The following is a 26,899-nucleotide window of genomic DNA, read 5'->3' on the forward strand; positions in this document are numbered from 1 at the left end:
CGCGGCATCGGGCCGCCCTGATGGCGGGCGGTGCAGTTCAGTGGAAGATGCTGATTCGGGACATGGCCGCTCCTGCGAAAGGAAGGAGGGACATAGCCCCGAACGGGGACGCATGTCCCTCGTGGGGTGGGATGAAAAGACGGTGGGTTGCCAGGCGCGGCTCACCAGCCGTTGTAGTGCAGCGTGAGGTCGGCGATGACCTGGCGCCGTTCCAGATCGAGGCCGCCGAAGTCGGACAGCCCCTCGAAGCCGCAACGCTTGAGCATCGCGCCGCCCTCGCGGGAGTTGTAGAAGCTCACCATCGCGGACAGGAACATGCGTTGACCGCTGCTCAGCACGCCCAAGGCGTCGTTGAGCATCAGCATGTTGGGCCGCAGGTCCCACTTAGTGGTGGCACGCTGCAGACCTTCGCGTGTGCCGTCGCCGAACCACTCGTGGCCGGCGATCTGCGCGCCGCGCTTCCAGGCCTCGAAGAAGGCCTGCGGTGCAGCGTCGAAGTGCGCCTGTTCCAGCGCCATCTGATCGAGCACGTCTTCGGGTAAAGACAGATTCATGAGAGAACTCCTTGAAGGGTGGGAATCAGGGGTGAGCGCGCTGTGTCCAGGCATGGGTATCCAGGGCGCGCTGTGCTGCGAGGTGGTTCGGGAAATACTCGACGGACTCCCGCGATACCGGGCCTTCGTCGTCTTGCGTGCCGATGTAGTGGCCGGCCGCGCTGCGCAGCACCTGTAGCGGCAAACGCTTGCCGGTCCAGGCCAGCGCCAGCGCACCACTGCGCACTGCGGTTGCAGAGGAAGATGCGGAAGGTTCAGACATGCCGTGCTCCTTGGTGGGTCGGGGAGCACGCATCCCGCAGGGGATGGGGTTCCCCTCGGGTGGTTGAGAAAAGTGCATCGTCGCCAGGCCGGCGAGCGTCCGCGGTGGGCGATGCGAAGCGGACTGGATCGGTCAACGCGGCGAACCGCGTTGCAGTCTTGAAGACCGAGACTGCCAGGGCATGCCGCTGACGACTGTCAGCAACGCATGGCGTGAGGATGGGCGCGAGGCATGGCTGCCGTCGCAGGGAAAACCGAATCGCGGACGGCCCGCTTTAGGGCAGGCCCGCGTCACGGGACAAGGCAAGGACCAGGGCGCCGAAGGCCACGCGGGCCTTCGGCTGGAGAGGAAGGAAAACCACCTGTGGGCTGCGTCAGCGCAGGCCGTCGTCAAAGCCGTTCGCTGCGTCAGCAATCGCACCCGGCCCGTTTCGTGGCTGGGGCCGGAAACCTCTGGCGTGCATCCACACACAAAGGGAGCCCGTTGTTCCGCCGGCGGGCACCGGCACGGAATACCCTCGGCCCAAGGGGCCTCCTCACGGCTCGCGCGGCGGCAAGGCGTCAGGAAGCCCCTCGTGGCCGAGGCAAGGCACACCGATCAAGGGAATGGCGGCGGGCGCGATTCGTGGAGCAATGACCTTCTCGCCCCGTCGCCCGATGGTGGGCAGACGGGGCGCGCACACCGTTGCAGAAGGAGACGCGCGCTTTGGAGTCCCGCGCGGTGCGGGACGTTTGCCTCGCCGCCAGTGAAGGGCCGGCGCGGCAGGGGGAAGCGAGGATCAGGACGCCTTGGAGGCAGCGCGCCGCTTGCGCGGTGCGCTGCGCCGGCCCGTCGGGGACTCGATCGGCAACGTGCCCTTGCAGTCCGGGTAGCGCGAGCAGGACCAGAACGCGCCGCTTTTGCCCGTGCGCTGCTGCATCGGTGCGCCGCACTGCGGGCAGGCCGGCGCCGGCGGCAGCTTGAGCGAGAGCGTTGCGCCGCGGTACTGCTGCACGAGCTGGCCGACCCACACGGACTGCTTCTCGATGAAGGTGTCCAGCGCCATCTGGCCGGCCTCGATCATGTCGAGCGCCTGCTCCCACACCGCCGTGGTGCCGGGGTCGGCGATGGCCGAGGGCACCGCGTCGATGAGCGTGAATGCCGCGTTGGAAGCGCGGACGGCGCGGCCTTTCTTGACCAGGTAGCCGCGACCGATCAGACCGTTGATGATGTTGGCGCGTGTCGCCTCGGTGCCAATGCCGGTGGTATCTCGCAGCTTCTGTTTCAGCCGCGGGTCGGTCACGAACTTGGCGACGGTCTTCATGGCCTTGATCAGCTCGCCCTGCGTGTAGGGCTTGGGCGGCAGCGTCTTCAGCGCCTTGAGATCCACCTTGCCGACCGGGCAGGACAAGCCCGCATGCAGGGCGGGCAGCACCTGGCTGCGCTGCGCATCCTCGCCATCGGCATCGTCCGGCCCTGGCGTCGCCAGCACCTCGCGCCAGCCGGTGACGGCGATCTGCTTGCCCACGGCCGCCAGCGACTGACTGCTGCACGAGAACTGCGCTACCGTCCGGTCGAACTCATGGTGCGGGAGGAACTGCGCGAGGTAATGGGCGCGGATCAGCCGGTAGACGGCGAGTTCCTTCTCGTTCATGGCCGATAGGTTGGTGGGCTCCAGCGTCGGGATGATGCCGTGGTGAGCCGACACCTTGCCGTCGTTCCATGCACGCGAACGCTGTTGGCGATCCAGGCGCTCGATCAGCGGCCGCAAGCTGGGGTCGGTCTTGACCAGGCCGTCGAGTACGGTCGGTACCTCAGCCAGCATGCTCTCGGGCAGGTAGCCCGAATCCGAGCGCGGATACGTTGTCGCCTTGTGCGTCTCGTACAGCGCCTGGGCAATGTCCAGCGTCTCCTGCACGTCGAGGCCCAACTGCTTGGAGCACACCTCCTGCAGCGTGCCCAGGTCGAACGGCAGCGGCGGTGCCTCGCGCACGCGCTCGGTGTCCACCGACACGACCTGCGCATCGCGTGCCGCGCGAATGCGATCCGCAGCCTGCTGCGCCACCGGCTGCTGAAGGCAGCGACCCGCTGCATCCGTACTGCCTTCGGGCGGTATCCAGCTCGCGGTGAAGGATTGGCCGGCATGGGATAGCAGCACATCCACGGCCCAATACGGCATGGAGACGAATCGCGCGATCTCGCGATCACGATCCACCACCAGCTTCAGCGTCGGCGTCTGCACGCGCCCCACCGACAGCACGCCGGTATAGCCGGCCTGGCGCCCCAGCAGTGTGAACAAGCGGCTCAGGTTCATCCCGATCAGCCAGTCGGCGCGCGATCGGGCGAGTGCGGAGAAGTACAGCGGCAGCGTCTCGGCGGACGGCTTGAGCGCACCCAGCGCTTTGCGGATCGACGCATCGTTGAGCGCCGACAGCCACAGGCGCTGAATCGGCCCGCGGTAGCCGCATAGGTCGATGATCTCGCGGGCGATCATCTCGCCCTCGCGGTCGGCGTCGGTCGCTATCACCAGCTCGCCCGCCTTGGCGACGAGCTGCTGCACGACCTTGAATTGCGCTGCGGTCGCCGCCTTGGGCTCGACACGCCAACGCTCAGGAAGAATGGGCAGTTGCTCGATGGCCCAGCGCTTGTATTGTTCGCCGTAGCCTTCGGGCGGAACCGCTTCCACCAGATGACCGATGCACCAGGTCACGACGACACCCGCGCCGCTGTAGCAGCCGTTGCCGCGTTGACCGGCACCCAGCACACGGGCGATGTCCTTGCCCTGGGACGGCTTCTCGCACAGGAACACGCGCATGAAGCCTCCTTGGAAATGTGCGGTTCATCGGATGGGCGTCAGCTTGGCGGGGCCACGAGATGCCGGCAGCAAGGAAGCCGATTGATGCAGACACCGCTTTGTGATCGGCAGGCGGTCCGTTGCCGCAGCGGTGTGCATAGATCGCAGGAGCTGGCGCAGCAAGAGCGTCGTTTCGGGAGGGCGGCTGGAACTCCGTGGACGACCTTGGAGCTATCCCCTGGGGATAGCTCGCTGGTGCATCGCGGGCGTATGACGGTTGCTACAGTCGCCCTCGGGGGAACGGCGATGGGCGAATTACTGTCCGCCGGCCGGCTTGGTGCTGAGCGCCACCGACTCGATGCGGTACGGCAGGATGCCCACGCGCCGCGCCTCGACCTTGAACGTCACGCGCTCGTTCTCGTCGGCGTCCTCCCATTCGTCGCGCACGGTGCGGCCCTCGACCAGCACCCGCATACCTTTCTGGTACAGCGTCTTCCAGTGCTCGGCGTCGCGGTGCCACAGCTCCACGGGCGCCCAGAAGCCGCCGCGATCTTCGTACTCGCCGTCCTTCTTCGGGATCGGGTTGTCGAAGTAGACGTTCAGGCGAAGCAGCCGGCGCGGCTCGTCGTTGCCGTTCGGAAATTCGCGGTAGTCCGGCGCAGAACCGATGTTGCCCTCGCCGACGAAGTGCGTGCTCATGGTGACTCCTTGGTGGTGGGTGGAACGGCCGCGGTATGCCCGTGGACACGCCGCAGGTAAGCCGCTTCGGCCTGGGCGGCCTTGCTGGCGCATTCCAGGGCTTGGCGAGCGATGCTGTGGATCAGGCTGATCTGCATGTTCAGCACGATGCGCTGCAGTTCGATCGCGTACAGCTCGTCGATCAGCGAGGCCGGCGTCGCGGGGTTGGCCAGCAGGGCCTCCCACAACGCCACACCCATGGAGGAACGGTCGAGGTTGCGCCAGCGCAGGAAGGTCGTCCCTGCGCCAGTGGCCTGCTGGGCCAGTTGCACGTCGAGCAGGCTGAAGGGGTAGGCGCGTGCCTGGGGCAGCACACGCCGCTGCGCCAGGCCAATCACGTCGTCGCGCAGCGCTGCGCACTGGCTGGCCCAGGTCTCCAGACTCCCCTTACCCTTAAAAGGCTGTAAAAGGCCTTTTAGGTAGCCTGCCTGTTCCAGCCGCTGGAAGTCCGCCTGTTCCAGCGCCACGAAGCGCGTGGAGTGACCGATGGGGGGCGATGCCGTCATGCGTCAGCACCCTCATTACCCGTCGCTGGATTGGCTGCGCCATCCGTGTGAGCCGGCGCATCGGGCTCGATGGCGGGCGCAGCAGGCGGCGTGCCGGGCTTGGTCGTCCGCCGCGCGATCGGTGGCGCGAAGCGCGAGCGGCGCGTGCCTTCCAGCACGTCTTGCGGCAGCTCGCCGAACTTCTCCAGCGCCGCTCGCGCCGCGGCGTTCTTCGCCGCGAAGTCGTCGCGCGTCGTGCCCGAGTAGCGGTACTGCTGGGCGAGCGAGAACAGGCTGCGCAGCGCGTGCGCGCCATCATTGAGCCAGCGCTCCAAGGTGCTGCGGTCGATCAGCGCCGTGTGGTGCGCCAGGATGAGTTTGCGCGCCAGGTCGTCGTAGTCAGCCAGCAGGTACACCGCCATGAAGCCGAGCTGTGCATTCACGAACAGCGGCAGCTTCACCGGCTGCACATTCATGTTCTCGCCCAGCGACAGCGCCGGTGGCACGTCGGCCAGGGCCTGGTCGACCTGTTCGCGCAGGGTCTGCAGGCGGGTCTTGGTGTCGGCGAGCTTGTCCTCGATCCGCAACATCCACCAATCCGAGTACGGGTCGTCCTGCTCGGCGCCGCGCTTCATCTTGTTCATGGCGCCGATGAAGCCGTTGAGACCGATGATGCCGGGGCGCCCCTCGGTCGGCGCGCGGCCGTGCCAGATGCGCGAAGCGTGGTGCGTGTGCAGCGTCAGCGACATCGCGCTGCGCAGCGATCCGAGATTCAGTTGCAGGGGTTCTGTGCGTTCGTTGGCCATGGGAGCGACTCGCGGTGAAGGGGCGAGTCGCCAGCATCGGCATCGGCCGGAAGGCTGTCAGTCAACAAACCGCAGCCCATGCGCGCCCGGTTTGTTCCGCACGGAAGGCTGTGTGTGCCGGCTATCCCCTGGGGATAGCTCGGCGGAGTTGTTCGCGGCTCGCGCGGAGGTGAGACCGCGTTGCGGGGCTATGCCTCGCGAGGTCTGTACCAGGCGGCCCGTTGCCCCTCCACCTCACGGTAGCGAAGCTCGAACAGGCGGCACTCGTGCACCACCTGCCGCCAACTGCTGCAGCCGTACTTGGCTGGAAGCTGCTCGGGATGCTGGTCCGCGATCCAGCGGCCAGCGGCGGCAATGGGTGTCCAGCCCTCGACGGCCAACTGCGCGGCGGCCTCGCGCAGCGCGCGAACGATGCCGGCGGCCGGCCAGTCCACCGTGCCGTCCGGCGCGATGCCATTGACCACCAGGTCTTGGAACACATCCGACTGGACGAACTCCGCTGCCAGGCGCCGCGCCTGATCCATGTGCTCGGCCCAGCCGCGCAGCTGCTCAAAGTGTTGATCGATGCGCGTGTAGGCGGAACCGAGTTCGTCCTGTGCAGCGCGACACCCGTCCACGGTCCATAGATCGTGCTGGTCGATGAAGTGGTGCACCAGGGTGTTGCGCAGCGATACCAGGTCTTTGAGGTCGGCCTGGGTTTTGGCGTAGTCCTGCGCAGACAGGCTCAGTTGCACGCGCGTGCGAAAGGAAATCACGTCGCCGGGAAGATCGTTGTCGCGTTCCTTGCCACCATTTCCATCGGTGACCACATACGAACCAAACAGTTGTCCGACCAACGTGCCCAGGGTCTTGGTCGCGGCATCTTCGATCCGCGCTGTGCGAATGGCCTCCAGCGAATGCGCCGGGCCTGAAATCTCGTGGTGCGCCACGATGGCTTTCATGAGGCGCTCGTATTGTTGAAGGCGCAACAGGCATCTGCCCAGCAAGCGCTGAACGTCTCGCTGCAGTGGTTGCAGTACGTTTGTGACGGGGGAAGTCGTCATGTCCATCATCGGCCGGGCTCGTGCGTGGCTGTCCTCGTCTGATTCACAGGCGACAGTTTCGCCTGTCGTTCGGCGGGCGACAATCGAGCGCGGCGGAAAGGTGTCTGTTCCAGCTATCCCCTGGGGATAGTCAACATCAGCGATCACGCAAGGCTTCTCGGAGCTGTGCCAGGTAGGCACGTGCCACCTCGGGGTCAGCCGCACGGGATGCCGGTGGTGACGATGGCGGGGACGCTGGCGCCGCCGATGCACTTTCTCCGGCCCAGGCCTTGAACTCCCCGCGGATCGCCTTCTGGATGATGCCAAACAGGTAGCCGGCCGGGTTGCGTACCGCGCTGTTGTGGCAGCGTGCCGCCCACTCGTCGAGAACGGCCTGCCTCTGCGCCTCGTCCACCTGCTGCAGCGCCACCAGCGCGCCGGCCTGCTGCTCGTCCTTCAAGCGCAGGAAACGCTCGGGCAGCCGCAGGTTCTGCAAGGCCCTCGCGCGCGGTACTGTACGTACTTCATTTATACGATCATTACGTACTGTACGGTCCTCCTTCGGAATCCGAAGAGAGCCGTCCGGCGCGGGTTTCGGCCCTGCTTCGGATTCCGAAGACGGGCGCGCGCCATTCCGAAGCAGGGCTTCCTGGCCTTCTTCGGATTCGTGGTCCGCACCCTTCTGTGGATAACCTGGCGTCGTCCAGCCATGCCGCGCCATGCGCTGCGCGAGCACCTGCAGGCGGGTCGGCAGCGTGCGCCCGCTGAGCAGCGGGTCTTCGGCGATCTCCCGCAGCGTGTTCATGCCCACGACCTGCACCGCCTTCGCCGCGTGCGTGAGCGCTTGGCTCACCAGGCCCAGATAGTCGGGGTCGAGCTGCATCGCCTCGAAGGGCGACAGCGGTTCGTCGTGCAGCACGTAGAGGTTCCCCTGGATGCGGCCGGTCTTGGGATCGCGCCGCCGCCGCACCAGGCTGAGCCAGCGCGTCAGCCGCAGCAGCGTCAAGGCGCGCGCCACGGTCTCGTGCGAGGCTTGCGCCGCACAGGGCATGGACGCCAGATAGGGGCGGAGTTGGTCGTAGGTGGGAAAGGCGGTCACGCCGTCGTCGTTGAGCTGCAGGCGGAACACCTGCCAGGCATTGCGCTCCAGCGGCGTCAGGCGTCGGTCGAGGAACAGCGCGCGCGGCACGCTCTCGTGCCGGTTGCCGCTGTAGAGAAAACCGTCCTGGCTCGGCGCCGTGCCCTGCGCCGGTTCCTTCGGCTCAAGGTGCCGCAGCGCCTCGTCGAACAACGCCGACAGCGCAACCGGGCCATCACGCCGTGGAGCGTCGCCCGTCGTCATGACCTACACCAGCCCCTGGTCGACCCAGTTCCGTATCGCCGACCAGATCACCGACATGGGCAGGGTCATGGCCTCGGCCAGGTCCATGGTCAGCGCCAGCATCGCCATGTCGTCGTTCAGTGCGATGTGCCGCTCCGTGATGCCGGCCTTCCAGCGTTCCCACAGGGCCACGTCCTGCGCCTCGTCGAGCACCGGATGCCGGCCCTTGCGCTTGGGCAGTCCGAGGATGTCGCGGCGCAGCGCCACTTCTTGATGCGTGAGGCCGTAGAACTTGCTGACCATCTCCGTGCTCGCCCCCAGGCGCAGCATGCGGTCCACCGTGGCGATCTCCCGCTCCACGTCGTGCACCTGGCTCAGCAGCCGCTTCAACACTTCCCGGTTCACCGACACCGAGCACCACGACACCGTGGCATTCACCAGCATGCTCACGAGTTCGGGGTGCTTCAGCGCATCCAGCTCCTCCTCGCCGAAGCCCATCGCCTTGCAGCGGCGCAACTGCCCGTTGCGCAGGTCATGCAGGGCCTGGGCGATCACGGCCTGGTTGAGCGGGTGCGGTGCCGACATACGGGAGCCTCCTGCGCTCAGGATTCCTGGCCCGGTTCGCCGGCTTGCAGGTCCAGCAGCCGGCGCGCCAGGCGCAGCAGACGGAACAGCTTCACCAGCGCAGCATCGCTCAGGCGTGTGGCCGCGCCGCCGTGGCCATGCAGCAACGCAGCCAGCTCGTCGGCCAGCCGCGCGCGGTCCAATCCGTTTGTGGAGGGCGGCGCCGCACTCAGCGCATGCAGCAGGGTCAGCACCGCCCGCGCGAACGCCGGCAGCGCTTTCGCCTGGCCCACGGCCGGCGCCACGCAGACGAAGCCGATGCCGCCATCGCTGGCCTCGATGTGATCGGATACCGCCGCTTCCCCGGCGATCTCGCGCGCGAACTGCACGATGTGCACACGCAGACGATCCGGCACGTCCAGCCCCGGCTCGATGTACCAGACGTCCGAGATGGGATAGAGCCCGCCGGCCTGCACGGGGATCGCACGCAGCGCATCGGCCTCGAAGTCGGGCAGCTTGTCGCCGAGCTGGTCCGCGACCATCCGCTGGATGGATTGCAGGCGCTCGGTGGTCGGGGCCGGTGACACGATGTGCCCCTGCAAGCGCTCGTCGTGTTGCCCGTGCTGTTCCTCCGGTGCTCCGGGCGATGCAGACGGTGTCGCTGCTGGCGCCGAAGGCGTGGCCGGCGTGGTGCCTCGCGGCACAGATGAGACGGGAGGCTGCTGAGACGCGGAGACCTGCGGGGGAGGAGCAGCAGGAACGACAGACGCTGCAGGTGGAGTCGGCGCCGCCGGTTCGCTGGTCAGCGCACGCTGGCGGCTTTCGCTGTCGTTGATCTCCAGCGCCAGCGTGTCGTAGTCCGCCTCCAGCAGCTCGGCCATCTGACCCACTAGCTCGTCCTGCACCCGCTGCGGCGAGAAGTCGTCTGGCTGTGTGTCGAACTGCGTCAGCACGTCCTGAAACAAGGTGGCGAAGTCCACGGCCACGGTGCGGCCCAGCGCACGCCGCTCCCAGGTGCGCTCGCACGCCTTGCGCAGCACCGCGAGCCGGTCCACCTGATGCCGGCCCAATCCGCCGTACAACAGCGTCGGGATCGCCGGAAGCAGATAGCGCACCGCATCGTTCATGCGGCTGATGTGTGACTGCGGCACTGGATAGCCGTCGGCCGTCAGCCGCCGCGCGAGTTCGCTCTGTGACAGCGCCTGGCCGCATTCCTGCTCGTAGAACTCGCGCGCCTTCTCGATGCCCAACGCCCGCTCGATGAAGGTCAGCCCGCCGCGCAGCTCGTTCTCGGCCAGATGCCCGGTCAGCGCCACGATTTCGCCGCGCGCCGGCCACGGGCGGAACAGGCACGCAATGCGGAAGAAGCGTTCCTCCTTGGTCTCGCTCCACAACTCGCGCAGGATCGCCAGCCGCGTGTTGCCGCCGTTGCGAATGATGTAGTGCGCCTCGCCCGGCCTGCGCGTGATCGCGGGGGGCGCGTCCAGCCCGCGTTCGCGGATGGACGCCTTGATCTCCGCATAGGCCGGGTTGCGCGTCACGCGCGGGTCGTGGTCGTAGGGCCGCAACTGGTCCAGCGTCACCACCATCGGCGTGTCGGCGATGGGGTCGCTCAAGGTCGCGGCCGAAGGGCCGCTGCGCTCGAAGCCGGTGGCCAGCAGCTTGGCAGCCATGTCCTGCGGCGTCAGCTCAGCCACGGCCGTTCTCCTGCGCCTGCCGGTCGGCGCGGCGAAGTTGCGCGCGGGCATTGCGGTCGGCACGGTGGTCGCTCGCAGTCGAGCTGGTGTAGATCGACGCGCAGCCTTGTTTCGTGAATTTCAGGTGCCCGCCGGAGGTGCGCACCACGCGCCAGCCTTCGCCCAGCGCGAACTCGATCAGCGCGCGTAGCCGTTCACGGCCGCGCGCCAGTTCATGTGCGCTCGCCATGGCTGGCCCCTCCCGCATCGGCCCGGCCGGTGACCAGCGCGAAGCGCTCCCGCCACGCGGGGAACAGCTCGCCGGCCAGCGTGCGCATGGTGTCGAGCGCCGCGGGCGCCGTGCGCCCAGCCGGCCGCCGGTACTCCACCCGATGCACCGGCAATCCTCGTGTCGCAGCGCGCGGATAGGCTTCGATAGCCGGCACGTCGATGTCCAGGACCTGCACGCCGGCCTGTTCTTGGAACACCTGTCGCAGCGCCTGCTGGACCAGCCGCGCGTTCGACGACACCGGATGCACACGGTTGATGAGCAGGCGCAGCGGCGGCGGTTCGATGCCCAGGTGCCGATACGGCGCGATGTCCTCGATCAGTTGCAGCGTGCCGCGCCGCAGCTCGCGCGCCGCGAGGATTTCCGGTGTCACCGGCGACAGCGCCAGGTCGGACGCCAGCACCGCCATCTCCAGCAACACGCTGCGCGCGCCCTGGGTGTCGATCAGCAGCAAGTCATATTGCGTGCGGAAGACGGGAAGCAAATGGCGCAGTCGCAGGCGCCCATCCGGTGCGTGCAGCAGCAGCGTGTTCAGTTCGCCGCGGTCGTCGTTGGAGAGCACCAGGTCCAGGCCCGCGATCGCGGTGCGCGACACCAGTTGCTCGATGCGCCGCTCGTTGAAGGCCAGCATCTCGTAGATGCCGCCGGGCGCGCGCACGTCCAGCGTGAAGTAGCTCGACAGCGTGGGCTGCACGTCCAGGTCCAGCAGCAGCACGCGCAGCCCGGCATCGGCGATGAAGCCGCCCAGGTTGGCCGCCGTCGTGGTCTTGCCCACGCCGCCCTTGGTCGAAATGATGGACACCACCTGCATGAGCTTCTCCTCGTCGAATGGCATGAACCGAGAAGAAGCGTCAGGCGCGTTCTTTGAGGCGATCAGCGATCCACTGTTCGATCTCCACCGAGTCCCAGCCCACCGCGCGCACGCCCAGGCGCAGCGCCTTGGGGAACTTGCCTTCCTTCATCAGGCTGTAGATGTGCGCGCGCTTGAAGCCGGTCTTGGCTTCGACCTCGGCGCGGCGCAGGATGCGGTGCTCGGTCGGTGCCGCCGTGGCGGTGGTCTGCGAAGGCATGAGGGTCACTCCTTAACGCTCAGTGGCGCTGATTGGCGTGACTCGAATTAAGAACGCCGCGTTGAAGAAAGACACCGCAAATGCGGTTTCCGCGACCGCAGATACGGTCTGGCATCGCTCAGGAAGTCGTGCTCTGCAGATTGCGCCGAGCCAGTGCGAACTTGGCCTGCAGGGTGCGCTCGGTGATGCCCATCGCGTTGCCGTGGTGCGCCACCATCGCGCTGATGATGGCCTCCTGCGTCAGGAAGCTGGAATACGGCATGCCGCTGGGCGACTTGCCCAGCAGCAGCGTCAGTAACCCGCCAACGATGTTCAGGTAGGTCGATTCGCTGCGCGGCCCCAGCCTGTTCGCACGCTCCGTGTCGGCCGCGCAGGTGGCGTGCGTTTTCAGCAGCGCCTCATGCTCGGCGCGCAGCGTCTCGTGCACGCCCAAGTGTTCCGCCAGCCGCGCCTTGATCGCTTCCCGCTCGACCAGCAATGCGCCCACTGTGTCCAGGCTGATCGCCGGGTGAAGCGCACGCTCGATCTCATCGAACAGAAACGCCGGTTTCTCGCCGGGGTAGTAGTGCGCCATCCAGGCTTTCAGATCGACGTGCCGCACCGTCAGCGACGGGTCGTCCATCGCCAGGCCCTGCGTGTCCCGCACCAAGCCCTCCTTGCCATACGGCATCTCGCCGTGAGCCAGCGCATCGAAGATTCTTTCGGCGTTCAACCGCAGCGTCGGCCAGCGCGGAAACTCCGTTGGCTGCGGCAGCGGCCGCTGTCCCAATGTCGCCAGGATGCGCCGCTCGAAGCGCAGCAATCCGCTCCAGCGGATTGCCGCCTCGATCGGGCGGTAGTAGGTCTTGGCGCCATCGGCCAGGCTGCTCGACTTCGGCATATCGCGCGCCTCCATTCGTCATCGCACCGAGTCCACACACGCGCACCCGCCGTACAGGCGGCGTGCGCGGATGTCCAGGAGCCTCCGGGCGAAACGAGCAGGTGGCGAGGCGGCGAAGACCGTGGCATCGGTGATGCCGCCTTTACCGTTGCGAGATGTGCGCCTTGTCGGGCATGGTCCCATCACTCACAATTCGTAAGTCGCGAAACATGCCGTCACCAACGTCATTCGCGGGCGCCACGCTTGCCCCGGAGAACTAGGCCAAAGTCTTTGCAAGGAAATGGGCCCAGTAAAGCGCGATCAACTCAATACACAAAAACCGATGCGCATACGGCAAGCACTGTTGCGCCGCGCGTCTTCGCTGTGACGCGCCACGCTGGTCATGCGATTTTCATCTTCAAATGCCAATCGCAAGCACAGTCAAGGCCTGACTGCAGCGCGCCAGGGCACCGCGGCAATGGAGTCCCGCTGTAGCAAAACAGGTCTGGCGCTTTGACCAAAATGGAATCGGCCAACCCGCCTGAAGCAGTCCTTATGCGAGTCATTGCGTATCCAATGGCATATGGCCGACACGCTGCGCACGGTCAATGAAGTGGCGCAGTGGCTCCGACATCGCGCCCTCGGGATGTAGCAGGTAGGTCGTCAGCGCCGCCGAGTCTTCATCCAGCGGCCGGACGATCACGTCCGCCTGCCGGCATGCCACCACGTGCGCCGCGGTGGAAAATCCCACGCCATAGCCGGCCGCCACCAGGGCCAGCATCAGCGAGTGGGTCGTCACGTACTCGGCCACGACCGGCGGTGTCTCCACCAGGCGCAGCAGGCGCTCGCATTGCCGGCTGCACTCCTGACCAACCTGCGGGTGACACAGCACCAGCGGGTAGCCCACCACCTCTTCCAGCGGTACCCGCTTGTGCGCCAGCAAGGGGTGCCGCGCGGGTACGGCCACCAGCAGCGGATCTTGCCACACCGGCTTGGCGACCATCCCGGCCTCCATCTCGCCGGTCATCGCAAAGGCCGCGTCGTACAGGTCGTTGCCCAGTCCGCCCACCACCTCCGACAGCCGCGCCTCGAACAGCCGGATGCCCACTTCCGGCGCCTCCTCCCGGCACAGCGCGAGCAGTGCCGACAGGCGGGTCCGCCCGACGCCGCCGGCCAAGGCGATGCGCAAGGTGCCCCGGTGTCCCGCCGCCACCGCCCGCGCCTTGGTCTGGGCTTGCTCAAGGGTCAGCAGCACGCGCCGGGCCTCCTCCAGGAACACCTGCCCGGGCGGGGTCAGGTGCACGCCGCGCGGCGTGCGCTCCAGCAGCGTCACGCCCAGGTCCGCCTCAAGTTGGCGAATCGTGCGCGACAGGGGCGACTGCTCCACATGCAGTCGCCGCGCCGCCCGGCCAAAGTGCAACTCCTCGGCCACGGCGATGAAACAGCGAAGATGGCGTAAGTTCATGTATTTCCCCAGAAGATGGAGTCCATTCCTCTGACCGTAGGGAACCGCATGAGTGCTTCCCGGTGACGATACCGGTCACAGAGGCTTACCAGTCGCCGCCATCCGGCCTTCCGCCGCCGGCACAAGGCGCCGAGTGTCCAAACAAGACCGGGTTATTCCATCGGTGTTGCCTTATCAGGCAAAACCACCGACAATTAATAATAATTCGCATTAACATCCGAGTCTAAATGGAGTCAAGCCGATCAAGCTCGAGGTGGCGAACCTGTCCCCCCCACGGCAGAGTGTTCTGGAACGACGAACGCATGAGCGACGAGCAGATCGCGCAGCGGCTGCAGGCCTCCGCGTCGCGCCAGCCCCAGCCCGAGGACTTCATCCGCGGCGACCGCCGGGTGGACCCACCAGCGCGTCGCCCAGGTGATGGCGGCTGCGCAGAAGTCCGGGGCGTTGGAACTGGGCTTCATGACCGACCCGGGCGGCGACCGGGGTGAGTCGAAAGACACCCCCATGAAACTGCGTCGGCACGCACGCCCTGACGCCGGCGCGTCGTCGTCGGCTGCACCGCTCGCGGATTTCAGCACGCGCGAGCACCTGCGCGCCGCGCCCAACGGAGACCCGAGGACCGCCTGTGCCACGTCGCCGGTCTGCCCGCCTTGGCACGGCAGCAGCAGGCACTGACCCTCAGCATTCAATGCCGGGGATGTGCGCCGGCCTGCTCCGCGGGTGTCGGCGACGGGCCTGTTCCGAACGGGCATGAGGCTTTGAAGAGATACCATCGAAGGATGTCGATTTCAGGAGACGACTGCACCAATTGATGGGGCGTAACACCAAGTGTGCAGGCGGCTCTTGACTTTTGCGGCGGCACGGACTCCCTTTCCAACCCGACGTGCGAATTGGTGCTATTTGCAATCCCGGTGACCGTCTGCTTGCATCGTGTTGCCCGTGTCCAGCGCGAGAAACGTATAGCCAGTTCGGTCAATCCGCTTACGAATCGAGTTCATCTGTCCGCTTGACGGTATGGTCGGTGCCATTGGTTCCATGCGCCCATCCAAATATCATTTTTCGGCATTGCGTGCCGGAGTGCCTCCATGCACACCATGCACGTGCCCACCCTCGATAGCCGTCCCCTGAGGCGGGCGCTGTGACAATTCGTTCAGAATGCCGCAGTGGGCTGCGTCCCGCGCCTCGTTACACCTTTCGCGCAAGCTCTTGAGCTGTCGCTCCAGCGCTCGAAGCTCGCTAATGCGGGCGGTAACGTGACCGATGTGCGCGTCGAGCAGCGTATTTACGTCTCCACAGTTCTCGGCGGGCGCGTCCTTGAAGCGCAGCAAGATGCGAACCTCGTCCAATGCCATGTCCAGCGATCGGCAATGGCGGATGAACGACAAGCGCTCCAAGTGACTCTCGTCGTAAATGCGGAAGTTCCCTTCAGTACGTGGAGGGGCAGCCAGCAACCCCTCGCGCTCGTAGTAGCGGATGGTCTCCACCGGGGTGCCTGTGACTCTCGCCAGCTCACCGATTTTCATCTTGCGTGCCCTCCAGGCCGGGACAACGATCGTGCCTGCATTTTAGGCGCTTGACTCTGTAGTGACTACAGATTGTTAAATGATGTTAGGTCCAGACAAGAGAATCGAGCATGAGTAAATGCAGTGTTGGCAGTTGCGGGTGTTCCGCCGTGCCCCAGCCGTCCGGTGAGTCCTCCCCCGACGCCCTCCACGCGAAGCTATACCGCATCGACAGCGCGGACTGCCCCACCGATGCCGCGCTGATCCGCAACAATCTGGAGCCCCTCGACGGCGTGACGGGACTCGACCCCGTTCAGACCGGGCGTACGTTGGACGTGAGCGATCGCCCCCACTCGCCGGCCTCGGTCGATGCAGTCTTGCCAGCCGCCGGCGGGTCGGCACAACGCATCGATGTGACCGGTGCCCCGCTGCGCACCACGCTCACGATCGCCGGCATGGACTGTCCGACCGAGGAGGCGTTGATCCGGAACGCGCTCGCCGGCATGCCCGGAGTGGCGGCGCTGGACTTCAACCTGATGCAGCGTCGCCTGAGCGTGACGCATCGTCCGGGGGCGTTGGACGCAGTCCTCGGCGCCCTGAGTGCCATTGGTCTCGAAGCGAAGGTCGAAACGGGGGATACGGAGAACGCTGTACCGCCGACCAAACCCGCACCGAAGACCCACTGGTGGCCGATGGCGCTGGCCGGAATCACTGCGACGCTGGCCGAGGGTGTGTATTGGCTCAACGGCGGCGACCACTGGACCGTCCTGGCGCTCGCGCTGGTGTCGATTCTCAGTGGCGGTCTGGCGACCTACAAGAAAGGCTGGATCGCGCTCAGGCATCGCAATCTCAACATCAACGCGCTCATGTCGATTGCCGTGACGGGCGCGATGCTCATCGGACACTGGCCGGAAGCGGCCATGGTGATGTTCCTCTTCACGCTGGCCGAGATGATCGAAGCGAAATCGCTCGATCGGGCCCGCAACGCGATTCGCGGCCTGCTGGAACTCGCGCCCGACACTGCGACCGTCCGTCAGGGCGATGGAAGCTGGGTAACCATGCCCGCCAAGGCGGTGCCTTTGAACGCAGTGGTGCGCGTGCGCCCTGGTGAGCGGATTGCGCTCGATGGCGTGGTGATCAACGGACGCTCGACGGTCAATCAGGCGCCCATCACTGGCGAGAGCCTCCCGGTGGACAAGTCCGAAGGCGAAAACGTGTTCGCGGGCACGGTGAACGAGGCGGGATCGTTCGAATACAAGGTGACGGCCGAGGCGAACCATTCCACCTTGGCCCGCATCATCCATGCAGTCGAATCGGCCCAGGGCAGCCGCGCGCCCACCCAGCGCTTCGTCGACCAGTTCGCCCGGATTTACACGCCGGCCGTGTTCGCCGTCGCGCTGCTGGTGGCCATCGCGCCACCGCTAGCATTCGACGGCGCGTGGATGGACTGGATCTACAAGGCGCTGGTGCTGCTGGTGATTGCCTGTCCGTGTGCCTTGGTGATCTCGACGCCGGTCACGATCGTCAGCGGTCTCGCCGCGGCCGCCCGCAAGGGCATTCTGGTGAAAGGCGGGGTGTATCTCGAAGAGGGGCGCAAGCTCGCCACGCTGGCGCTCGACAAGACCGGCACGATTACGCACGGCAAGCCCGCCCAGACGGACTTCATGGTGCTGAGCGGCGACGCGAACGAGGCCCATATCCTGGCGGGAAGTCTCGCCGCACGCTCGGATCATCCGGTCTCGCTGGCGATCGCCCGTGCCGCGGTTGAAATGGGATGGGTGTTGCGCGAGGTCGCCGATTTCGCCGCCATTCCGGGCCGTGGCGTGCGTGGCGGCATTGATGGTCATATCTATCAACTTGGCAACCATCGACTGGTCGAGGAACTCGGGCTGTGCTCGCCCGAGATCGAAAAGACGCTGGACGTACTCGAGCGCCAGGGCAAGACGGCGGTGTTGTTGGCGGACCAGACCGGAGTGCTGGCGATCTTCGCAGTCGCCGACACGCTGCGCGAGACGAGCCGTCAGGCGATCGCCGATCTGCATTCCCTGGGCGTCAAGACGCTGATGCTCACCGGCGATAACGTCCATACCGCCGAATCGATCGCGAGCGCTGTGGGTATCGACGAGGCGAGGGGCAACCTGCTGCCCGAAGACAAACTCAGCACTGTCGAATCGTTGCTGACGCACCGGAAGGGTGGCAAGGTCGGCATGGTCGGCGACGGCATCAACGATGCCCCTGCGTTGGCCCGTGCGGACATCGGATTCGCGATGGGGGCGGCCGGTACGGACACGGCTATCGAGACGGCCGACGTGGCGCTGATGGACGACGACCTGCGCAAGATCCCTACCTTCGTGCGCTTGTCGCGCGCCACTGCTGCAGTGTTGACGCAGAACATCGTTCTCGCACTCGGCGTCAAGGCGGTGTTTCTCATGATGACCTTCACGGGGGACGCCACGATGTGGATGGCCGTATTCGCCGACATGGGCGCAAGTCTGTTGGTGGTGTTCAACGGCTTAAGGTTACTGCGTAAATGAGTGCCAGGAAGTATTACGGAAGGCTCGCCGCTGCCTTCGGCGGCCCGCGGTGGGGCTGGCTTGCCCTTGCCACGGGCATTGTCCTTGCCGATCAGGGTGCCAAGGCATGGATCACCAGCTGGTTGCCCTACGGTGCAAGCGCGGCGGCCGCACCGTTCGTCAATCTCGTGCATCTCTTGAACGAAGGCGCCGCGTTCAGTCTGTTCGCCGATGCCGGTGGTGAGCAACGCTACTTCCTAACGGTCGTGGCCCTTGTTGTCTCGGCTGGCTTGGTCTTTCTACTGCTGCGGGGGGAAGACACTGGGCGCACTGCGCTCGGCTACAGCTTGATCCTCGGGGGGGCCATGGGGAATGCGGTCGACCGGATATTGCGCGGTGCAGTGGTCGATTATCTCGACCTTTACGTGGGCAGCTTGCACTGGCCAGCGTTCAACCTCGCCGACTCGGCGATTGTGATGGGCGTCCTGCTTATCCTGCTGGGAAATAGCGGCGCCACACGGTAATCCCCCCATTTTCAGGGGCAGCCAGAAGTAGAGCTATGCGGCGATGGCCAGCCGCTGCTTTGGGGTGATACCGCCCAAGGCCATGTTGGGGCGCTCGTGATTGTAGAGCCAGAGCCAGCGGGTGGCGTAATCCTGGACCTCATCGATCGACTCGAACAGGTAGTGACCGAGCCAGTCGTAGCGTACGGTGCGGTTAAAGCGCTCGACGTAGGCATTTTGCTGCGGCTTTCCGGGCTGGATGTGATTGAGCTGAACACCGTTCTTCTGTGCCCACTCGGTCAGCGTCTTGCCGACATATTCCGGTCCGTTGTCGCTGCGGATCGCCGTTGGCTTGCCTCGCCATTCGATCACCTGTTCGAGCGCGCGCACGACCCGCTCGGCGGGCAAGGACAGATCGATGTCCATGGCGAGCGCTTCGCGGTTGAAGTCATCGATGATGTTGAGCAGTCGGAAACTGCGCCCATCGGCCAGCTGATCGTGCATGAAGTCCATCGACCAGCACTGATTGATCGCCTTGGGTACCGCCAGCGGTTCGGGTTTCTCGCGCACGATCCGCTTTCGCGGCTTGATGCGCAGATTGAGCTCGAGCTCGCGATAGATCCGATACACCCGCTTGTGATTCCAGCGGTAGCCCTTCACGTTTCGCAGGTACAAGAAGCACAGGCCAAAGCCCCAGTTGCGCTGGTTGTGGGTCAGGCGGATCAAGTGATCGGCGATCTCGGCATTCTCGGCCGAGCACTTTGCCTGGTAGTGGTAGCAGGTTTCGCTGATCCCGAATGCCGCACACGCCACGCGTATGCTCGCGCCGCGCTGCTGCACGGCCTGGTAAGCCATCTCACGCCGGCGAGATGGCTTCACCACTTTTTTTCGAGGGCCTCCTTCACGATCTCCGCCTTGAGCCGTTCTTCTGCATACATCTTCTTGAGCCGAGCGTTCTCCACTTCGAGCTCCTTGAGCCGCGCCATCAGCGACGCATCCATGCCACCAAACCTGGCCCGCCACTTGTAGAACGTCGCCGAGCTGATGCCGTGCTCCCGGCACAGCTCCGGAACCGGCTTGCCAGCCTCCGCCTGCTTGAGCACAGCGATGATCTGGCTGTCTGAAAACCTCGATGTCTTCATCTTGTAGAACTCCCTCGATCCGAGAAAATTCTACTTCTGAGCGCCCCTATTTGCCGGGGGGATTACCCTGGGCGTTCGTGCAGAACGATTTCTCGGTGCAGTACGTGGCGATGCATTCGAATACGGCTACGCCGATGATCTATCGCATCACCGGCGTGTGGGGCAGCCACGAGGGCTCGCTTCTGCTGTGGGCGCTGACCCTGTCGTTGTGGACCGTCGCTGCGACCATCTTTAGCAGCAAGCTGCCGGAAGCGTTCATGGCGCGGGTCTTGAGCGTGCTGGGCTGGGTGAGCGTAGGTTTCCTTTCCTTTACCCTCATCACCTCGAACCCGTTCGACCGCCTGCTGCCGGCGGTGCCCGAGGGGCGCGACCTCAATCCGCTGCTGCAGGACCCGGGGATGATCATCCATCCGCCGCTCCTCTACATGGGCTACGTCGGCTTTTCGGTCGCCTTCGCCTTCGCCATCGCGGCGCTGCTGACCGGCCGCCTCGATGCCGCCTGGGCGGTCTGGTCGCGTCCTTGGACCACCGTTGCCTGGGTGTTCCTCACCGCCGGCATCGCGGTCGGTTCGGGCTGGGCCTACTATGAACTCGGCTGGGGCGGCTGGTGGTTCTGGGATCCGGTGGAGAACTCCTCCTTCATGCCGTGGCTGCTCGGCACCGCGCTGATGCATTCGTTGGCGGTGACCGAAAAGCGTGGCGCCTTCCGCAGCTGGACGGTGCTGTTGGCGATCGGAACCTTTACGCTGTCGCTGCTGGGTACCTTCCTGGTGCGCTCCGGGGTGCTGACCTCGGTGCATGCGTTCGCAACCGATCCGAAGCGCGGTCTTTTCATCCTCGCGCTTCTGGTGCTGGTGATCGGCATCTCGCTCACCCTTTATGCATGGCGGGCGCCGCGGCTTGCCGGCGGGGGCAGTTTCGCGTTCGTCTCGCGCGACACTTCGCTCCTGGGCAACAACGTTCTGTTGTCGGTGGTGTGCGCCTCGGTGCTGCTGGGTACGCTCTACCCGCTGTTCCTCGACGCGCTGAACCTGGGCAAGATCTCCGTCGGGCCGCCGTATTTCGAGGCCGTGTTCGTGCCGCTGATGGCGCCAGTCGTGATCCTGATGATGATCGGTCCCTTCATCCGCTGGAAGACCGACGAGGGCTCGCGCGTCGCGCACCAGGTCGTGCCGGGGCTCGTTGCGAGCGTGGTAGCTGGTGCGGTGGCCGCGTTCCTCATTGGCCCCGCCACCTGGCGCACCGTGCTCGGGCTGTCGTTGGCGGCGTGGGTGGTCATCGGCAGCGTTCAAATCCTTGTGCGCCGGCTGGCTGATCGCCCGGGTACAGCTACGTCCGTCCGTCTGCGCGGGATTCCTCGTGCGTGGTGGGGGATGTGGATGTCACACCTTGGGATTGGCGTATTCATTGTCGGTGTGACGATGGTGGGCGGTCTTCAGCAGAGTGCCGACCTCAAGATGCATCCGGGGCAGCACGCATTACTTGCCGGCTACACCTTCACTTTGCGCGAGGTGGTCGATGCGACAGGGCCAAACTATGCGGCTGCGCGTGCCACCGTCGAACTGACCCGCGGCGCATCTCCCGTCGCCACACTGCGCCCGGAAAAGCGTCTCTATCACGCGCAGCAGATGCCAATGAGCGAAGTGTCAATTGACGTTGGTCCGTTCCGGGATGTGTATATATCCCTCGGTGAGCGACTCGAGGACGGCGCTTGGATCGTCCATCTCTTCTACAAACCCTTCATCAGCTGGATCTGGCTCGGCTGCATTCTCATGGCAGTGGGGGGAGTCCTCGCCGCCAGTGATGGCCGCTATCGCCGCCTGGCCGAGAGAAGTGCGTCGTCCGCCGCCGTCGGTCAGACAGCCTGAATCGCGTCATGAAAGCCAAGTTTCTCGTTCCCCTGGTGCTGTTCCTAGTGCTAGCTGGCTTTCTCGGGTTAGGCCTCGCCCTGAACCCGCGTCTAGTCCCTTCGCCGCTCATCGACAAGCCGGCGCCCGAGTTTCGCCTGCCGCAACTTGAAAACCCTGACAGTTACATCAGCCTTGCCGACATGCGCGGAAAAGTTTGGCTCCTTAACGTCTGGGCGTCCTGGTGTGCAGCCTGTCTGCAAGAGCACCCGGTGCTGCTCGACCTGGCGCGCCAACAGGTCGTGCCGATCGTTGGGCTTAACTACAAGGACGGCCGCGACGACTCCACCGGCTGGTTGCGTAAGCACGGAGATCCGTACACGACGTCGGTAATGGATGCCGACGGGCGTGTGGGCATCGACTATGGCGTATATGGCGTGCCCGAAACCTTTCTCATCGACCAGGCGGGCATGATCCGTTACAAGCACATCGGCCCTGTGACGCCCGAGGCGGTGCGCGATCTGATCCTGCCCAAGATTGCGGAGTTGAAGCGTGCGGGTTGATCTGATGCATCGAGTGACGGTTTCTGCTGTGCCGGCGCTTTTTTTGTTTGACGATGACCCCAGCCCGACATTTCGCTGGACTGCGCTGAAGCCCGATACAGCAGGTTTATCAATAACTTACGCGCGTCCATCATATGCCGGTGCTTTCCGAAACCTGACCCGGCTTCCGCTCTCGCGGCCCCTATGTGGCTCTTGGAAACCGGGTCTTTCCGAGGAGTCATCGTGGCCAAGATCAAGCTCACCAAGACCGCCGTGGAGACGGCGCAACCCCAGGCGCAGGACATCGAACTGCGGGACACCGTGGTGCCCGGCTTCCTGTGCAAGATTACCCCGGCGGGCCGCCGGGTATTCATGCTCCAGTACCGCACGAACGCGGGCGAGCGTCGCAAACCTGCCTTGGGCCTGTTCGGGGAACTGACCGTCGAGCAGGCCCGCGTCATGGCGCAGGACTGGCTGGCTGAAGTTCGCCGGGGCGGCGATCCCGGCGGCGCCAAGGCCGAGGCGCGCAAGGCGCCCACGGTGGAGGCGCTGTGCCAGAAGTTCATGGAGGACTACTCCAAGAAGCGCAACAAGCCCAGCACGCGGCGCGGCTACCAGGCCGTTATTGATCGCTGCATTGTTCCGCTGCTCGGGCGCAAGAAGGTGCAGGACGTGAAGCGGCCTGACGTTGCCGGGCTGATGGAGAAGTTGGCCTACAAACCCGCCGAGGCGAACAACACATTCGGCGTGCTGCGCAAGATGTTCAACCTGGCCGAGGTGTGGGGCTACCGCCCCGACGGCACGAACCCGTGCCGCCACGTTCCGATGTTCCCGCCCGGCAAGGAAACCCGGCTCATCGTGGACGACGAACTGGCGCTGATCTTCCGCCATCTGGAGAAATTGGAGGCGGAAGGACTGGAGAACTACGTCATTCCGCTGGCGATTCGCCTGCAATTCGAGTTCGCGGGCCGCCGCTCCGAAATCTGCACCCTCGAATGGAAGTGGGTTGATTTGGAGAACCGGCGCGTGGTGTGGCCGGACAGCAAGACCGGTGGCCTCTCCAAGCCCATGAGCGCGGAAGCCTATCGGCTGCTTGCGACGGCACCACGCCGGGAAGGCTGCCCTTACGTCCTGCCGTCGCCCAACGACCCGGACAAGCATTTGACCTTTGGCGAGCACTACGGTGGCTGGTGCCGGGTGCTCAAGGCCACGGGCGTGGCTCATGTCGGCACACACGGTATCCGCCACCGATCGACGACCGACATTGCCAATTCGGGCGTGCCGACCAAGGTGGGCATGAAGCTGACAGGCCACAAGACCGTGGCGATGTTCATGCACTATGTCCACACCGAGGACAAGCCAGTGCGCGATGCGGCCGAGCTGGTGGCCAGCCGGCGGCAGGCCATCACGGGTGCGCGCCAGCCTGCGGAGGCGACAGCATGAACAGCACAAAATCGCCCGCAGTGGCGGCCAAGGCTGCCGCCTTGCCTGCCGGCTACGCCGGCATCCACGGCGGCATCGTAGAACTGCTTGACGCTGCACGCCGTGCAACAGCGCGCAGCGTCAATGCGCTGATGACGGCCAGCTATTGGGAAATCGGCCGCCGCATCGTGGAGGCCGAGCAGCAGGGCAAGCGCCGCGCAGGGTACGGCGAGCAGTTGATCGAACGGCTGTCTGCCGACTTGACTGCGCAGTTCGGGCGTGGGTTCAGCCGCCCGAACTTGCAGCAGATGCGGTCGTTCTTCCTGACCCGGCCAATTCGCCAGACAGTGTCTAGCGAATCTTCTCTAGCGCCGTCGCAAGGGCATTTCCTGCTGGCGCAGGGCCGCCCTGGGCGGCTGGACGAACTGGCCCATGTCTTCCCCTTGCCGTGGTCGGCCTATGTGCGGCTGCTGATGGTCAAGGACGACCACGCGCGCCAGTTCTACGAAGCCGAAGCCCTGCGCGGCGGCTGGAGCGTGCGCCAGCTCGACCGGCAGATCGGCAGCCAGTTCTACGAGCGCACGGCGCTGTCGAAGAACAAGGCGGCGATGCTGGTCAAGAGCGCCGTGCCGAAGCCGGATGATGCCGTGACGGTCGATGATGCGATCAAAGACCCGCTCGTGCTGGAGTTCCTTGATCTCAAGGACGAGTATTCGGAATCCGATCTCGAACAAGCCTTGATTCGACGGCTGGAAGATTTCCTGCTGGAGTTGGGCGACGGCTTCACCTTCGTCGGGCGGCAGCGCCGCTTGCGCATCGACCAGACGTGGTATCGCGTCGATCTGCTGTTTTTCCATCGGCGCTTGCGCTGCCTGGTCATCATCGACTTGAAGCTCGGTGCTTTGACCCATGCTGATGTGGGCCAGATGCACTTGTATTGCAACTATGCGAAGGAACACTGGACGTTCCCCGAGGAAAATCCGCCCGTGGGCCTGATTCTCTGCGCCGACAAGGGGCACGCCTTGGCGCGGTACGCGCTGGAAGGCTTGCCCAACAAGGTGATGGCGGCGAACTACAAGATGGTGCTGCCGGATGCCGAGGTGCTGCAAAAGGAACTGGAGAACACGCGGCGGCTGATCGAATCTCGCGTGACGGTGCCTCCCAAGAAGCGCAAGCAATAACCGGGCGTCCCGGCGTGCCGCCGTCGGGCTCGCGGGCTGCGCCCCGCGCTTCGTGCCGAATCGCGGCCATCCGGCTTTGATCCCTGACGCCTCCGGCCCTCTCGGGCCTGCGCGCTCCGCTTGCCGAAAGCCGGGTGCGTGGGTGGTTTGAGGGAGCGGTCTTGCTGTGTCCCTTCACCGTATCACGGCGTTCTCGCCGTCAATGACTGCGCGTGCAGGCACGCTTGCGGCCTGGCGGCCGTCTTCGATCTTTGACTGCTTGCGCTGCGCCGTGAGGGCGACGGTTCCGGGCAATTCCGCCCGTGCAACCGGAGACCGTCATGAACGACAAATCACACGTTTCACTCGAACAGCATGTTTGCCTCGTTTGCGGCACGGCGTTCGATACCGGCGCCATCCTGCTGGACAAGCGCCTGCGCGCGAGCATGGAGCGCCATACGGCGACCGGCTGGGGCCTGTGCCCCAAGCATCAGAAGCTGGCCGACGATGGCTTTGTGGCGCTGGTCGAATGCGATCCGCAGCGCAGCGGTTCGCAGGCCGGCGGGCGCATGAAGCCCGAGCAGGCGTATCGGACGGGCCGACTGGCCCATCTGCGGCGCACGGTGTTCGCGCGGATGTTCAACGTACCGATCGCGGACGAGCAGGCTTGCGTGTTCGTTGAGCCTGGCGTGATCGAGCAGTTGCAGTCGATGACGGCGCCGGCGGCGAGCTGATCGCGCCGCGCTGCCTTCGGTGCGTCGTTCCTTCGGGAGCGGCGCACCTTTCTTCTTGCTGCGCCCGGTGCCGATACCTTCGCGCCTGCGGCGCTGCGCGCTGCGCTTGCACTCCAGGGGAAAGCCCTGCGGGCTATCCCCGCCGCGCAGGCTTGGCGCCCCTCGAAGACCGCCGACCCGGCTGCGCCGGATCGGCCAGACCGCATTCGCAGCAGATCCACGATGCCTTGCGTGTGCTCGTCCTGATTCTGTTGTTTCTTCGGCTTTGAAGGCTGGGCGTCCCCGGCCACCTGGGAGAAGGCCGGGCGCGCTGTCGTGCTTCGCATCGAACCCCCTGCGGGGTTTCGCCCCTGTCGGGCTTCCATCGTTCCCTCGCTCCGCTCGGCTGACGCCTCCGGCCCGGCTTCCAGCTTCGGGCCTGCGCGCTTCGCTTGCGTGCGGTCGGCACACAGGGATGGCCGTTGCCATGTCCAGCCGTCTTCCCTGACTTCATCACCTTGTCCGCGACTGTAGCCCGCGGCCTGGTGCCGTCAAGGCGCGCAGGGCCGTGTCCTCGGCTGCGCCTGCGGGCCGCACCAACCCTGCGCTGGTTTCCTTGACGGCCCCCGTCCACGGGCTCCCTTCCGTCGCGGGCGATGAACTCAGGAAAGACGGTGGCAACAGGGCCAACCGGGTTCCTCGTGCCGACCGCACCGAACAGCCGAAAGGCTGGGCTCCGAATCTAGGAATCCGGTGTGCGGTTTTCTTCAACGGCCTTTTTGTTCAGGAGAAAGACATGCAACTCGCATCCCGTTTCGCTTCCCGTTCCCCTTCGCTGCGCAGCGACTGCCCGCTGTCCGATGACCAGATTCGCAGGGTAGCCCCGTCCATCTTCGCGGATGCCCCGCACCAAAGCCGCTCCGAGCGGTACGCCTATATCCCCACGGCGGCAGTTCTGACCGAGCTTCGCAAGGAGGGGTTTCAACCCTTCATGGTGACGCAGACCCGCGTGCGCGATGAAGGCAAGCGCGAGCACACCAAGCACATGCTGCGCCTGCGCCATGCCAGCCAGATCAACGGCGCGGAGGCTAACGAAATCGTGCTGCTGAACTCCCATGATGGCACCAGCAGCTATCAGATGCTGGCCGGAATGTTCCGGTTCGTGTGCAGCAATGGCCTTGTGTGCGGCGACACCGTGGCGGACGTGCGCGTACCCCATAAGGGCGACGTGGCCGGTTCCGTCATCGAAGGCGCTTTCGAGGTGTTGAGCGGCTTCGAGCGGGTGAAGGAATCCCGCGATGCCATGCGCGCTATCACGCTGGATGAAGGCGAAGCCGAAGTGTTCGCCCGTTCCGCGCTGGCCCTCAAGTACGACCCCACGGACAACAAGCCCGCGCCCATCACGGAGTCGCAAATCCTGATGCCGCGCCGGTTTGATGACCGACGCCCCGACCTGTGGAGCGTGTTCAACCGCACGCAGGAGAACTTGACCAAGGGCGGATTGCATGGCCGCAGCGCCAACGGACGCCGCCAGCAGACCCGACCCGTGCAGGGCATTGATTCCGATGTGCGCCTGAATCGCGCCCTCTGGATGTTGGCCGATGGCCTGCGCCAGTTGAAAGCCTGAACCGTTCCCCCGCCGGAGGGGCGGCTTCCCCTCCATTCCCTTGT

General features: G+C 65.4%; 24 protein-coding genes and 1 pseudogene. 8 read left to right on the top strand and 17 right to left on the bottom strand.

Going from position 1 to position 26,899, the window contains the following annotated elements:
- Window positions 1-161 precede the first annotated feature (161 nt).
- From CJ010_RS23470 to cadR, 16 genes are all read right to left on the bottom strand, one after another.
- Complete coding sequence (locus CJ010_RS23470; protein ID WP_003141051.1) at window positions 162-554, bottom strand: hypothetical protein; 393 nt, start codon at window positions 552-554, stop codon at window positions 162-164.
- A 25-nt stretch (window positions 555-579) separates the two neighbouring features.
- Window positions 580-816 carry a hypothetical protein gene (locus tag CJ010_RS23475; RefSeq protein ID WP_013982118.1) on the bottom strand — a complete coding sequence of 79 codons (237 nt, stop codon included), beginning with the start codon at window positions 814-816 and terminating at the stop codon, window positions 580-582.
- A gap of 778 nt (window positions 817-1,594) precedes the next feature.
- The gene (locus CJ010_RS23485) at window positions 1,595-3,610 is read right to left on the bottom strand and encodes a DNA topoisomerase III (RefSeq protein ID WP_141020275.1); all 2,016 of its coding nucleotides are present in this window, start codon (window positions 3,608-3,610) and stop codon (window positions 1,595-1,597) included.
- Between the two features lie 294 nt (window positions 3,611-3,904).
- Window positions 3,905-4,288, bottom strand: coding sequence for a single-stranded DNA-binding protein (locus CJ010_RS23490; RefSeq protein WP_003141056.1), 384 nt, complete (start codon window positions 4,286-4,288; stop codon window positions 3,905-3,907).
- Window positions 4,285-4,833 (bottom strand): DUF3158 family protein, encoded by a 549-nt coding sequence (locus CJ010_RS23495; RefSeq protein ID WP_141020276.1) that lies wholly within the window; start codon window positions 4,831-4,833, stop codon window positions 4,285-4,287. The genes CJ010_RS23490 and CJ010_RS23495 overlap by 4 nt, the downstream gene beginning before the upstream one ends.
- Window positions 4,830-5,618, bottom strand: coding sequence for a PFL_4669 family integrating conjugative element protein (locus CJ010_RS23500; RefSeq protein ID WP_033980479.1), 789 nt, complete (start codon window positions 5,616-5,618; stop codon window positions 4,830-4,832). Before CJ010_RS23500 ends, CJ010_RS23495 begins: the two co-directional genes overlap by 4 nt.
- 188 nt (window positions 5,619-5,806) lie before the next feature.
- Entirely contained in the window at window positions 5,807-6,559 is a 753-nt protein-coding gene (locus CJ010_RS23505) for an OST-HTH/LOTUS domain-containing protein (protein WP_168225014.1), read from the bottom strand.
- A 238-nt stretch (window positions 6,560-6,797) separates the two neighbouring features.
- On the bottom strand, window positions 6,798-7,982 hold the full coding sequence (locus CJ010_RS23510; protein WP_141020278.1) for an STY4528 family pathogenicity island replication protein: 1,185 nt from the start codon (window positions 7,980-7,982) through the stop codon (window positions 6,798-6,800).
- A gap of 3 nt (window positions 7,983-7,985) precedes the next feature.
- Window positions 7,986-8,546 (bottom strand): DUF2857 domain-containing protein, encoded by a 561-nt coding sequence (locus CJ010_RS23515; protein ID WP_010792177.1) that lies wholly within the window; start codon window positions 8,544-8,546, stop codon window positions 7,986-7,988.
- Between the two features lie 17 nt (window positions 8,547-8,563).
- Complete coding sequence (locus tag CJ010_RS23520; RefSeq protein ID WP_141020279.1) at window positions 8,564-10,222, bottom strand: ParB family protein; 1,659 nt, start codon at window positions 10,220-10,222, stop codon at window positions 8,564-8,566.
- Window positions 10,215-10,451: a hypothetical protein gene (locus tag CJ010_RS23525; RefSeq protein WP_012584779.1), complete on the bottom strand. Its 237-nt coding sequence runs from the start codon at window positions 10,449-10,451 to the stop codon at window positions 10,215-10,217. Before CJ010_RS23525 ends, CJ010_RS23520 begins: the two co-directional genes overlap by 8 nt.
- Window positions 10,435-11,301, bottom strand: a complete 867-nt coding sequence (locus CJ010_RS23530; RefSeq protein WP_138860446.1) for a ParA family protein — start codon at window positions 11,299-11,301, stop codon at window positions 10,435-10,437. The genes CJ010_RS23525 and CJ010_RS23530 overlap by 17 nt, the downstream gene beginning before the upstream one ends.
- A gap of 40 nt (window positions 11,302-11,341) precedes the next feature.
- On the bottom strand, window positions 11,342-11,560 hold the full coding sequence (locus CJ010_RS23535; RefSeq protein WP_138860445.1) for an AlpA family transcriptional regulator: 219 nt from the start codon (window positions 11,558-11,560) through the stop codon (window positions 11,342-11,344).
- 118 nt (window positions 11,561-11,678) lie between these two features.
- The gene (locus CJ010_RS23540) at window positions 11,679-12,440 is read right to left on the bottom strand and encodes an ATP-binding protein (protein WP_168225054.1); all 762 of its coding nucleotides are present in this window, start codon (window positions 12,438-12,440) and stop codon (window positions 11,679-11,681) included.
- Window positions 12,441-12,981: 541 nt separating this feature from the next.
- Window positions 12,982-13,884 carry a LysR family transcriptional regulator gene (locus CJ010_RS23550; protein WP_141020281.1) on the bottom strand — a complete coding sequence of 301 codons (903 nt, stop codon included), beginning with the start codon at window positions 13,882-13,884 and terminating at the stop codon, window positions 12,982-12,984.
- Between the two features lie 1,052 nt (window positions 13,885-14,936).
- Window positions 14,937-15,407, bottom strand: a complete 471-nt coding sequence (cadR, locus tag CJ010_RS23560; RefSeq protein ID WP_141020283.1) for a Cd(II)/Pb(II)-responsive transcriptional regulator — start codon at window positions 15,405-15,407, stop codon at window positions 14,937-14,939.
- Between the two features lie 110 nt (window positions 15,408-15,517).
- Between cadR and CJ010_RS23565 the strand changes: the two genes are divergently transcribed.
- Together CJ010_RS23565 and lspA are read left to right on the top strand one after the other, a co-directional pair.
- On the top strand, window positions 15,518-17,920 hold the full coding sequence (locus CJ010_RS23565; RefSeq protein WP_141020284.1) for a heavy metal translocating P-type ATPase: 2,403 nt from the start codon (window positions 15,518-15,520) through the stop codon (window positions 17,918-17,920).
- Window positions 17,917-18,423, top strand: coding sequence for a signal peptidase II (gene lspA, locus CJ010_RS23570; RefSeq protein WP_141020285.1), 507 nt, complete (start codon window positions 17,917-17,919; stop codon window positions 18,421-18,423). The genes CJ010_RS23565 and lspA overlap by 4 nt, the downstream gene beginning before the upstream one ends.
- A 33-nt stretch (window positions 18,424-18,456) precedes the next feature.
- On the opposite strand, the gene CJ010_RS23575 is transcribed toward lspA, so the two are convergent.
- Window positions 18,457-19,544 (bottom strand): IS3 family transposase gene (locus CJ010_RS23575; RefSeq protein ID WP_141016617.1). Its coding sequence is split into 2 segments (ribosomal slippage): window positions 18,457-19,292 and window positions 19,292-19,544, totalling 1,089 coding nucleotides; the frame shifts between segments, so codons are not numbered across the junction.
- Between the two features lie 62 nt (window positions 19,545-19,606).
- Between CJ010_RS23575 and CJ010_RS23580 the strand changes: the two are divergent.
- From CJ010_RS23580 to CJ010_RS23610, 6 genes and pseudogenes are all read left to right on the top strand, one after another.
- A pseudogene (locus CJ010_RS23580) lies at window positions 19,607-21,412 on the top strand (heme lyase CcmF/NrfE family subunit); the annotation flags it as partial.
- 8 nt (window positions 21,413-21,420) lie between these two features.
- Window positions 21,421-21,954, top strand: a complete 534-nt coding sequence (locus CJ010_RS23585) for a DsbE family thiol:disulfide interchange protein (RefSeq protein WP_141020287.1) — start codon at window positions 21,421-21,423, stop codon at window positions 21,952-21,954.
- A 222-nt stretch (window positions 21,955-22,176) separates the two neighbouring features.
- Window positions 22,177-23,376 (top strand): site-specific integrase, encoded by a 1,200-nt coding sequence (locus CJ010_RS23590; protein ID WP_103245827.1) that lies wholly within the window; start codon window positions 22,177-22,179, stop codon window positions 23,374-23,376.
- Window positions 23,373-24,536, top strand: a complete 1,164-nt coding sequence (locus CJ010_RS23595) for a YhcG family protein (RefSeq protein WP_103245826.1) — start codon at window positions 23,373-23,375, stop codon at window positions 24,534-24,536. Before CJ010_RS23590 ends, CJ010_RS23595 begins: the two co-directional genes overlap by 4 nt.
- A gap of 320 nt (window positions 24,537-24,856) precedes the next feature.
- Window positions 24,857-25,249 carry an ATPase gene (locus tag CJ010_RS23600; RefSeq protein WP_103245825.1) on the top strand — a complete coding sequence of 131 codons (393 nt, stop codon included), beginning with the start codon at window positions 24,857-24,859 and terminating at the stop codon, window positions 25,247-25,249.
- Between the two features lie 775 nt (window positions 25,250-26,024).
- Window positions 26,025-26,855 (top strand): DUF932 domain-containing protein, encoded by an 831-nt coding sequence (locus CJ010_RS23610; RefSeq protein WP_103245943.1) that lies wholly within the window; start codon window positions 26,025-26,027, stop codon window positions 26,853-26,855.
- Window positions 26,856-26,899: the final 44 nt, after the last annotated feature.

This window comes from Azoarcus sp. DD4, from assembly GCF_006496635.1.
Lineage (GTDB): Bacteria > Pseudomonadota > Gammaproteobacteria > Burkholderiales > Rhodocyclaceae > Azoarcus.

Bases quoted from the DNA above. Each gene is read 5' to 3' on its own strand.
- CJ010_RS23600 (WP_103245825.1), top strand. From the start codon at position 24,857: ATGAACGACAAATCACACGTTTCACTCGAACAGCATGTTTGCCTCGTT.
- CJ010_RS23550 (WP_141020281.1), bottom strand. From the start codon at position 13,884: ATGAACTTACGCCATCTTCGCTGTTTCATCGCCGTGGCCGAGGAGTTG.
- CJ010_RS23610 (WP_103245943.1), top strand. From the start codon at position 26,025: ATGCAACTCGCATCCCGTTTCGCTTCCCGTTCCCCTTCGCTGCGCAGC.
- CJ010_RS23490 (WP_003141056.1), bottom strand. From the start codon at position 4,288: ATGAGCACGCACTTCGTCGGCGAGGGCAACATCGGTTCTGCGCCGGAC.
- CJ010_RS23470 (WP_003141051.1), bottom strand. From the start codon at position 554: ATGAATCTGTCTTTACCCGAAGACGTGCTCGATCAGATGGCGCTGGAA.
- CJ010_RS23475 (WP_013982118.1), bottom strand. From the start codon at position 816: ATGTCTGAACCTTCCGCATCTTCCTCTGCAACCGCAGTGCGCAGTGGT.
- CJ010_RS23530 (WP_138860446.1), bottom strand. From the start codon at position 11,301: ATGCAGGTGGTGTCCATCATTTCGACCAAGGGCGGCGTGGGCAAGACC.
- CJ010_RS23535 (WP_138860445.1), bottom strand. From the start codon at position 11,560: ATGCCTTCGCAGACCACCGCCACGGCGGCACCGACCGAGCACCGCATC.
- CJ010_RS23500 (WP_033980479.1), bottom strand. From the start codon at position 5,618: ATGGCCAACGAACGCACAGAACCCCTGCAACTGAATCTCGGATCGCTG.
- CJ010_RS23595 (WP_103245826.1), top strand. From the start codon at position 23,373: ATGAACAGCACAAAATCGCCCGCAGTGGCGGCCAAGGCTGCCGCCTTG.
- CJ010_RS23495 (WP_141020276.1), bottom strand. From the start codon at position 4,833: ATGACGGCATCGCCCCCCATCGGTCACTCCACGCGCTTCGTGGCGCTG.
- CJ010_RS23540 (WP_168225054.1), bottom strand. From the start codon at position 12,440: ATGCCGAAGTCGAGCAGCCTGGCCGATGGCGCCAAGACCTACTACCGC.
- CJ010_RS23505 (WP_168225014.1), bottom strand. From the start codon at position 6,559: ATGAAAGCCATCGTGGCGCACCACGAGATTTCAGGCCCGGCGCATTCG.
- CJ010_RS23565 (WP_141020284.1), top strand. From the start codon at position 15,518: ATGAGTAAATGCAGTGTTGGCAGTTGCGGGTGTTCCGCCGTGCCCCAG.
- cadR (WP_141020283.1), bottom strand. From the start codon at position 15,407: ATGAAAATCGGTGAGCTGGCGAGAGTCACAGGCACCCCGGTGGAGACC.
- CJ010_RS23515 (WP_010792177.1), bottom strand. From the start codon at position 8,546: ATGTCGGCACCGCACCCGCTCAACCAGGCCGTGATCGCCCAGGCCCTG.
- CJ010_RS23585 (WP_141020287.1), top strand. From the start codon at position 21,421: ATGAAAGCCAAGTTTCTCGTTCCCCTGGTGCTGTTCCTAGTGCTAGCT.
- CJ010_RS23525 (WP_012584779.1), bottom strand. From the start codon at position 10,451: ATGGCGAGCGCACATGAACTGGCGCGCGGCCGTGAACGGCTACGCGCG.
- CJ010_RS23485 (WP_141020275.1), bottom strand. From the start codon at position 3,610: ATGCGCGTGTTCCTGTGCGAGAAGCCGTCCCAGGGCAAGGACATCGCC.
- CJ010_RS23510 (WP_141020278.1), bottom strand. From the start codon at position 7,982: ATGACGACGGGCGACGCTCCACGGCGTGATGGCCCGGTTGCGCTGTCG.
- lspA (WP_141020285.1), top strand. From the start codon at position 17,917: ATGAGTGCCAGGAAGTATTACGGAAGGCTCGCCGCTGCCTTCGGCGGC.